The sequence below is a fragment of the Terrabacter sp. 2TAF16 genome (assembly GCF_052115065.1).
Lineage (GTDB): Bacteria > Actinomycetota > Actinomycetes > Actinomycetales > Dermatophilaceae > Terrabacter.
Genome location: NZ_JBFRFZ010000020.1, coordinates 81,346 through 89,120, shown reverse-complemented (window position 1 = coordinate 89,120; position 7,775 = coordinate 81,346). Strand labels below are relative to the sequence as shown.

Genomic DNA, 7,775 nt, shown 5'->3' with positions numbered 1-7,775 from the left:
CCGATCGCCGCGGCGATCGCTGGGAAGGTCAGGCCCTGACCGAAGAGCACTTCGATCTGAGCACGTTCGGACAACGACAGACGAGGACCAGGCATGGAGGCCATCCTTGGGGTAGCCCTCGTTGCAACAGACCCTTGAACCCAAGCGGTTCAGGTGGGTGTGCTGGGCTTCCGAGTCGGCTAGACGACGAGGTCGAGGAGCAGGACGAGGACGAGACCGGTCACCGACAGGATCGTCTCCATGACGGACCACGACTTGATGGTCTGGCCGACCTTGAGCCCGAAGTACTCCTTGACGAGCCAGAAGCCGGCGTCGTTGACGTGCGAGAAGAAGACCGAGCCGGCGCCGATGGCGAGCACCATGAGCGATACCTGGGCCGTGGGCATCCCGGCCGCGAGCGGGGCGAGGATGCCGGAGGCCGTGACGGTCGCGACGGTGGCCGAGCCGGTCGCGAGGCGGATCAGGACCGCGACGAGCCAGGCCAGCAGCAGCACCGACAGGCCGCTCTGCGCGATCCAGTCGGCGACGAGCTGGCCGATGCCGGTGTCGACGAGGGTCTGCTTGAAGCCGCCGCCGGCGGAGACGATGAGCAGGATGCCGGCGATCGGGCCGAGGGAGGCCTCGAGGGACGACCCGACCTCCTTGAGACCCATGCCGGCGCCGCGGCCGAGCGTGAACATCGCGAGGATGACGGCGATGAGCAGTGCGATGAGCGGCGTGCCGAGGAAGTCGAGGACGGTGCGGACGGCCGTGCCGTCGGCGGTGAGGATGTCGGAGAGGGCCTTTCCCATCATGAGGGCGACGGGGGTCAGGACGGTCAGCAGCGTGACGGGGAAGGACGGACGCGGTCCGCTCTCGGACGCACGCGACTCGAAGAGCTCGGGCGCGGGGACGTCGACCCAGCGGGCGGCCACGCGGGCGAACCACGGGCCCGCGACGGCGATCGTCGGGATCGCGACGAGGATGCCGAGGCCGAGGGTGACTCCGAGGTCGGCCTTGAGGGCGTCGATCGCCACGAGCGGGCCCGGGTGGGGAGGCACGAGGCCGTGCATGGCCGACAGGCCGGCGAGTGCCGGGATGCCGACGCGGACCAGGGACAGTCCCGAGCGGCGCGCGACGAGGAAGATGACGGGCATCAGCAGGACGAGGCCGATCTCGAAGAACATCGGCAGGCCGATGAGGGCGCCGACGCCCGCCATCGCCCACGGCAGGGTGCGCGGACCGCTGCGGCCGATGATCGTGTCGACGATCTCGTCGGCACCGCCGGAGTCGGCGAGCAGCTTGCCGAACATCGCGCCGAGGGCGATGAGGATGCCGACGCCCGCGGCGGTCGATCCGAAGCCCTTGGTGAAGCTGTCGAGCACGTCGGCCATCGGGACGCCCGCGACGGCGCCGACGGTGAGCGAGCCCAGCGTCAGGGACAGGAACGGGTGCAGCTTGAACCGCACGATGAGCACCACGAGGACGGCGATGCCGAGCAGGGCCGCGGGGACCAGCCGGCCGGCCGGGATGGCGGGGAGGTCGTCGGCGGCGAGCGCCGACATGGGCAGGATCGAGAGCAGGTCGGAGGTCATGAGCGGGTCGCTTCCGGGTCGCGAGGATCGATGAGGGTGAGGGACTGGCCGACGAGGTCGTCGACCGGCTGGTCGACGTCGAGGACGGCTCCGCGCTCGCCCGGCTCGAGGGGCTCGAGGGTCGTGAACTGCGACTCGACGAGGGCCGTGGGCATGAAGTGTCCGGGCCGGCCGGCGACGCGGGCGGCGATGACGTCGGGGTTGCCGTGCAGGTGCACGAAGAAGACGTGGGGCGCCGCGGCCGCGAGGACGTCCCGGTAGGCGCGCTTGAGAGCCGAGCAGCTCGCCACACCACCGCTCTCCGCGTGCTCACCGAGCCACGCGGCGATGGTCGCGAGCCACGGGCCGCGGTCGTCGTCGGTCAGCGGGATGCCGGCCGACATCTTGTCGATGTTGGCCTGGGGGTGGAAGTCGTCGGCGTCTGCGAAGGGGACGCGTAGGCGCTGCGCGAGGGCCGCGCCGACGGTGGTCTTGCCCGAGCCGGACACCCCCATGACGACGACCAGGGGAGGTGGGTGGTGCTGCATGTCTCCGTGACTCCTTCGTCCGGCTCGAACGACGTCTTCGTCGAGTCGCTCGCACTAGGGTGCAGCAACAAGAGCGTCTTATCAAGCCATGAAGGCTAATAAAACCGTTTTAATGCTGGGTGAGCCGGATGACGACCGCCGTGTGTCAGGCTGGGTCCGTGCCCACGGACCGTCGCCCCGCCCTGCATGCGAGCGTGCTCGACGACCTCGGCCGACAGGTCGCGACCGGCGAGCTCGCCCCGGGCACCGTGCTGCGCATCGACCAGCTCGACGAGCGCTACGGGGTGTCCCGGTCCGTCGTGCGCGAGGCCGTCCGGGTCCTCGACTCGATGGGACTCGTCGAGGCCCGCAAGCGCGTCGGCGTGCGCGTGCTGCCCAGCACGTCGTGGAACGTGTTCGACCCGCGCGTCATCCGCTGGCGCCTCGACGGGCCGGGTCGTGAGCAGCAGCTGCTCAGTCTCGGTGACGTGCGCCGAGGCGTCGAGCCCGTCGCGGCCGAGCTCGCCGCGGCTCGCGCGACCCCCGACCAGTGCGGGGCGCTCATGGGCGCCGTCATGCAGATGGCGGTGCACGCGAAGTCGGGCGACCTCGAGGCCTACCTCGTGGCCGACCAGCTCTTCCACTCGACCCTGCTCGCCGCCTCCGGCAACGAGATGCTCGCAGCGCTGTCCGACGTCGTCGGCGAGGTGCTCGCGGGCCGCACCCACCACGACCTCATGCCGGCCACGCCCAACCCCCTCGCGGTCCGCCTGCACGGTGACGTCGCCGAGGCGGTCCAGTCCGGCGACGGTGCTGCCGCCGCGGCTGCCATGCAGGCGATCATCACGGAGGCCAGTGACGCCCTGCGCGACGCGGACGGCTAACTGCCACAAGCGTTCTCATCAGCAGTCGACGTGGTGGAGCATGTCGTTCCGCCCGCCCCGTGCTCATGGATCGTCCGGCGTCCGACGTGCGTGACGGCATACGCGACGTGCCCACGCGACTCCGTGAGTCGGGTGGGCACGTGCTGCGCGGGGGACGCGGTCAGGCGAGCGCGTCGATGATCTCGTTGAAGGTCTTCGACGGACGCATGACCGAGGCGACCTTGGCCGCATCGGGACGGTAGTAGCCGCCGATGTCGACCGAGTGTCCCTGCGCGTCGACGAGCTCCTGGGAGATCGTGCCGATGTTGTCGGCGAGGGCCTGGGCCACGGGGCCGAACGTCTCGGCCAACGCGGCGTCGTCGGTCTGCCGGGCGAGCTCCTGGGCCCAGTAGAGGGCCAGCCACACGTGGCTGCCGCGGTTGTCGATCTGGCCGACCTTGCGCGCCGGTCCCTTGTTCTCGTCGAGGAGCGTGCCGGTGGCCCGGTCGAGGGTCTCACCGAGCACCCGCGCGCGGGGGTTGTCGGTGACGTCGGCGAGGTGCTCGAAGCTGACGGCCAGGGCGAGGAACTCGCCGAGGCTGTCCCAGCGGAGGTAGTTCTCCTGGACGAGCTGCTGCACGTGCTTCGGGGCCGAGCCGCCGGCGCCGGTCTCGAAGAGGCCACCGCCGTTGATGAGCGGGACGACCGACAGCATCTTGGCCGAGGTGCCGAGCTCGAGGATCGGGAAGAGGTCGGTGAGGTAGTCGCGCAGCACGTTGCCCGTGACCGAGATCGTGTCCTCGCCCTTGCGGATGCGCCCGAGCGAGTAGGCGATCGCGTCGGTCGGCTTCATGATCTCGATCGTCAGGCCGTCGGTGTCGTGCTCGGTGAGGTACTCGTTCACCTTGGTGATGAGGTTGGCGTCGTGGGCGCGGTCGGCGTCGAGCCAGAAGATCGCCGGCGTCCCTGTGGCGCGGGCTCGCGTGACGGCGAGCTTGACCCAGTCGCGGATCGGCACGTCCTTGGTCTGGCAGGCGCGCCAGATGTCGCCCGCCGAGACGGCGTGCTCGAGCAGCGCCGCGCCCGAGGAGTCGACGACGCGCACGGTGCCGTCGGCCGGGATCTCGAACGTCTTGTCGTGGCTGCCGTACTCCTCGGCCGCCTGCGCCATGAGCCCGACGTTGGAGACCGAGCCCATCGTCGACGGGTCGTAGGCGCCGTTGGCGCGGCAGTCGTCGAGGACGACCTGGTAGATGCCGGCGTACGAGCTGTCGGGCAGCACGGCCAGCGTGTCCTGCTCGCCGCCCTCTCGGTCCCACATGTGACCCGACGTGCGGATCATCGCCGGCATCGACGCGTCGACGATGACGTCGCTCGGCACGTGGAGGTTGGTGATGCCCTTGTTCGAGTCGACCATCGCGATGGCCGGGCCGTCCTCGAAGCCCTTGGCCACGGCGGCCTCGACCTCGGCGCGCTCGTCGGCGGGCAGGCCCTCGACGGCCTTGAGCACGGCGCCGAGCCCGTCGTTGGGGGACGCGCCCACGGAGGCCAGCGCGCCGGCATACGTCTCGAAGACGTCGGGGAAGAAGGCGCGCACGACGTGACCGAAGATGATCGGGTCGGAGACCTTCATCATCGTGGCCTTGAGGTGCACCGAGAAGAGAACGCCCTCGGCCTTGGCGCGGGCGACCTGCTCGGAGAGGAAGTCACGCAGCTTCGCGACGTCCATGAACGTCGCGTCGACGACCTCGCCGGCGAGGACGGGGATCGACTCCTTGAGGACGGTGGTGGACCCGTCGGCGCCGACGAGCTCGACGCGCAACGTGTCGTCGGCGGGCAGGACCACAGACGTCTCGTTGTGGCGGAAGTCGTCGGCACCCATCGTCGCGACGTTGGTCTTCGAGTGGGCGCTCCAGGCGCCCATCGAGTGCGGGTGCTTGCGCGCGTAGCTCTTCACCGACGCCGGGGCGCGGCGGTCCGAGTTGCCTTCGCGTAGAACGGGGTTGACGGCCGACCCCTTGAGCTTGTCGTACGCCGCCCGAGCTGCCTTCTCCTCGTCGGTGGACGGGTTGTCGGGGTAGTCGGGCAGGGCGTAGCCCGCGGCCTGGAGCTCGGCGACGGCGGCCTTGAGCTGTGGGATCGACGCCGAGACGTTGGGGAGCTTGATGATGTTGGCCTCGGGCGTCTTGGCGAGCGCCCCGAGCTCTGCCAGGGCGTCACCGATCCGCTGCTCCGGCTTCAGGGCGTCGGGGAACGCGGCGATGATGCGACCCGAGAGTGAGATGTCACGCGTCTCGACCTCGACGCCGGCCTGCTTGGCGAAGGCCGAGACGATGGGCAGCAGCGAGGCCGTGGCCAGGGCGGGCGCCTCGTCCGTGTGCGTGTAGATGATTGTCGAGTCCAACGCTGGTGCTCCGTTCGGGTTGCTGTTCGTGCCGGGATCCGGTCTTCGAGGATCCCCGAATAAATCTTGATGTCAAGATATCCGATGCGGGGCGACCGTGGGGCCGCCGTCCCATCCTGCCGGGGTGGCCTGCGCCACGCCAGAGACCCCCGGCCTAGGCTGGAGCGGGTGAGCACCGACCCGCGCAGCGACGCCGACGTCCCGGCCACCGACGGCGAGATCGACCCCGTGACCGCCCGCCACCTCCACCACCTGCTCGCGGCCGAGCAGCGTCGCGGGCGCCTGCCCTCGGTCGCCGCCGGCGTCGTGCGTGACGGCACGCTCGTGTGGTCCGACGCCATCGGCACGCTCGACGGGCGCCTCGGCGGGCAGCCGGCCGACACCGACACGCAGTACCGGATGGGCTCCATAACGAAGACCTTGGTGGCCGTGGCCGTCATGCGCCTGCGCGATGCCGGACGGCTCGACCTGCTCGACCGGTTCGAGGACCACGTGCCCGGCTCGCGGTTGGGCGGCGCCACGATCGCCCAGCTGCTCTCGCACGGGGCCGGGGTGCAGGCCGAGACGAACGGCCCGTGGTGGGAGCGCACGCCCGGTGGGGACTGGGAGTCGCTCGCAGGCCCTGTCGCGGGCTCGCCTGTGGGGCAGCGCTTCCGGGCCGGTCGGCGTTTCCACTACACGAACGTCGGCTTCGCCGCCCTCGGCGAGCTCTTGGCCCGAGCGCACGGGGTCGACTGGTTCGAGGTCGTCCGGCGTGACCTGCTCGACCCGCTCGGCATGTCCCGGACGACGACCCGCCCCAGCGGCCGCGCCGCGCAGGGCCTCGCTGTGCACCCCTTTGCCGACGTCCTGCTGCCCGAACCCGAGCACGACGCAGGCGCGATGGCCCCGGCCGGACAGCTCTGGACCACGGTGCAGGACCTGGCACGCTGGGCCACCTTCGCCGGGGGCGACACCGGCGGGCTCCTGTCGCCCGACACCCTCGCCGAGATGTACGAGCCCCACACGGTGAACGACAACCCGGGCCAGCCCTGGACCACGGCCCACGGGCTCGGCTGGCAGGTCTGGAACGTCGACGGCACGAGGTATGCCGGTCACGGCGGCTCGATGCCCGGTTTCCTCGCGGGGCTGCGCGTCGAGGTCGAGAGCGGTGACGGTGTCGTCGTCGTCACCAACACGACGAGCGGGATGGGCCCGATCGCCCCCGAGCTGCTCACGGCGTTCGTCGAGCGCGAGCCGCGACCACCGGAGCCGTGGTTCGCGTCGGGCGACCCGTCGGCGCTCGAGCTCGTCGGCACGTGGCACTGGGGGCCGTCCGTGTCCATGGCGAAGGTCGTCGGAGAGCACCTCGTGCTCGGTGAGCCCGGCCAGGCGCGGGGCTCGCGCTTCGTCGCGGACGGCCCCGACGCCTGGGTGGGGCTGGACGGCTACTACACGGGTGAGCCGCTCCGCGTCGTGCGCGCCGCTGACGGCACGCCGTCGCACCTCGACCTCGCGTCGTTCCGCTTCACACGCACGCCCTACGACCCGGCCGGCGACGTGCCCGGCGGGGTCGCCGCGGACGGCTGGCGCTAGTGCAGGCGTCCCCGGACCTGTCCCGGCTCGTGTGGCCGCGGCTCACCGATCGCCTCCTGCTGCGTCCGCTGACGCTCGACGACGTCGATGCCGTGCACGCCTACCGCTGCCTGCCCGAGGTCGTCGTCCACCTGAGCCACGACGTCCTGAGCCACGACCAGGTGCGCGAGCGCATCGCCCAGCGCATCGAGCGGGGACGGCTCGGTGCTGCCGAGCCACTGCTCGGCCTCGCCGTCGAGGAGCGGCGCACGGGTCGTGTCGTCGGCGACGTCATGCTGCGGCTCGAGCCGTGCCACAGCATCGGCCGCGCGCCGGCACAGGAGTGGGAGGGGACGATCGGCTACGCGCTGCATCCGGACGCCCAGGGCCGCGGGCTGGCGGCCGAGGCGGCCGCCGAGCTGCTCGTCATCGGCTTCCGCGACCTGGGGCTGCGCCGGATCACGGCCGACGCCTACGCCGACAACATCGCCTCGAACCGCGTCCTGCGCCGCATCGGGATGCGGCACGAGGCCACGATCCGGGCGAAGTCGCTGGGCAAGGACGGTACGTGGCTCGACGACAACACGTGGGCCCTGCTCCGCGAGGAGTGGCCGGTCTGAGCCGAGCAGCGGGACGCAGATGGCGTATGCCGTCCGCGTCCGATCCGGGGGTCGAGGCGACTCCCGCACACGCAGATGTGGGCCACGCACCGGAAGGGAGTCCGGCGCGTGGCCCACGGTCTGCCTCGATCGACGGGGAGGGAGTCGATCGAGACCGCACGGGCTGTCGAGAGGGGTGGCGGCGTGAACGGTGATCGGGGGACGCGAGGTATGGACGAGGGTTTCGCCTGAGGCATCGGCCCGGTTTGTCCATG

7 protein-coding genes are annotated in these 7,775 nt (G+C 71.1%); 3 read left to right on the top strand and 4 right to left on the bottom strand.

Features of this window, described 5'->3' with window-relative positions; genetic code table 11:
- The 3 genes from AB4Z14_RS21040 to AB4Z14_RS21030 all read right to left on the bottom strand — a co-directional run.
- Nucleotides 1-95 (bottom strand): helix-turn-helix domain-containing protein (locus tag AB4Z14_RS21040; RefSeq protein WP_442274335.1); only part of this gene is annotated, 95 nt, incomplete at its 3' end.
- 84 nt (nt 96-179) lie between these two features.
- Nucleotides 180-1,574 carry a GntP family permease gene (locus AB4Z14_RS21035; RefSeq protein ID WP_442276928.1) on the bottom strand — a complete coding sequence of 465 codons (1,395 nt, stop codon included), beginning with the start codon at nt 1,572-1,574 and terminating at the stop codon, nt 180-182.
- Entirely contained in the window at nt 1,571-2,101 is a 531-nt protein-coding gene (locus AB4Z14_RS21030) for a gluconokinase (protein ID WP_442276927.1), read from the bottom strand. The genes AB4Z14_RS21035 and AB4Z14_RS21030 overlap by 4 nt, the downstream gene beginning before the upstream one ends.
- A gap of 158 nt (nt 2,102-2,259) precedes the next feature.
- On the opposite strand from AB4Z14_RS21030, the gene AB4Z14_RS21025 reads away from it, so the two are divergent.
- The gene (locus AB4Z14_RS21025; RefSeq protein ID WP_442276926.1) at nt 2,260-2,964 is read left to right on the top strand and encodes a FadR/GntR family transcriptional regulator; all 705 of its coding nucleotides are present in this window, start codon (nt 2,260-2,262) and stop codon (nt 2,962-2,964) included.
- Between the two features lie 160 nt (nt 2,965-3,124).
- On the opposite strand, the gene AB4Z14_RS21020 is transcribed toward AB4Z14_RS21025, so the two are convergent.
- Nucleotides 3,125-5,347, bottom strand: a complete 2,223-nt coding sequence (locus AB4Z14_RS21020; protein WP_442276925.1) for an NADP-dependent isocitrate dehydrogenase — start codon at nt 5,345-5,347, stop codon at nt 3,125-3,127.
- A gap of 168 nt (nt 5,348-5,515) precedes the next feature.
- On the opposite strand from AB4Z14_RS21020, the gene AB4Z14_RS21015 reads away from it, so the two are divergent.
- Both AB4Z14_RS21015 and AB4Z14_RS21010 read left to right on the top strand, forming a co-directional pair.
- Nucleotides 5,516-6,922, top strand: a complete 1,407-nt coding sequence (locus AB4Z14_RS21015; RefSeq protein ID WP_442276924.1) for a serine hydrolase domain-containing protein — start codon at nt 5,516-5,518, stop codon at nt 6,920-6,922.
- Nucleotides 6,922-7,521 (top strand): GNAT family N-acetyltransferase, encoded by a 600-nt coding sequence (locus tag AB4Z14_RS21010; RefSeq protein ID WP_442276923.1) that lies wholly within the window; start codon nt 6,922-6,924, stop codon nt 7,519-7,521. Before AB4Z14_RS21015 ends, AB4Z14_RS21010 begins: the two co-directional genes overlap by 1 nt.
- Nucleotides 7,522-7,775 lie beyond the last annotated feature (254 nt).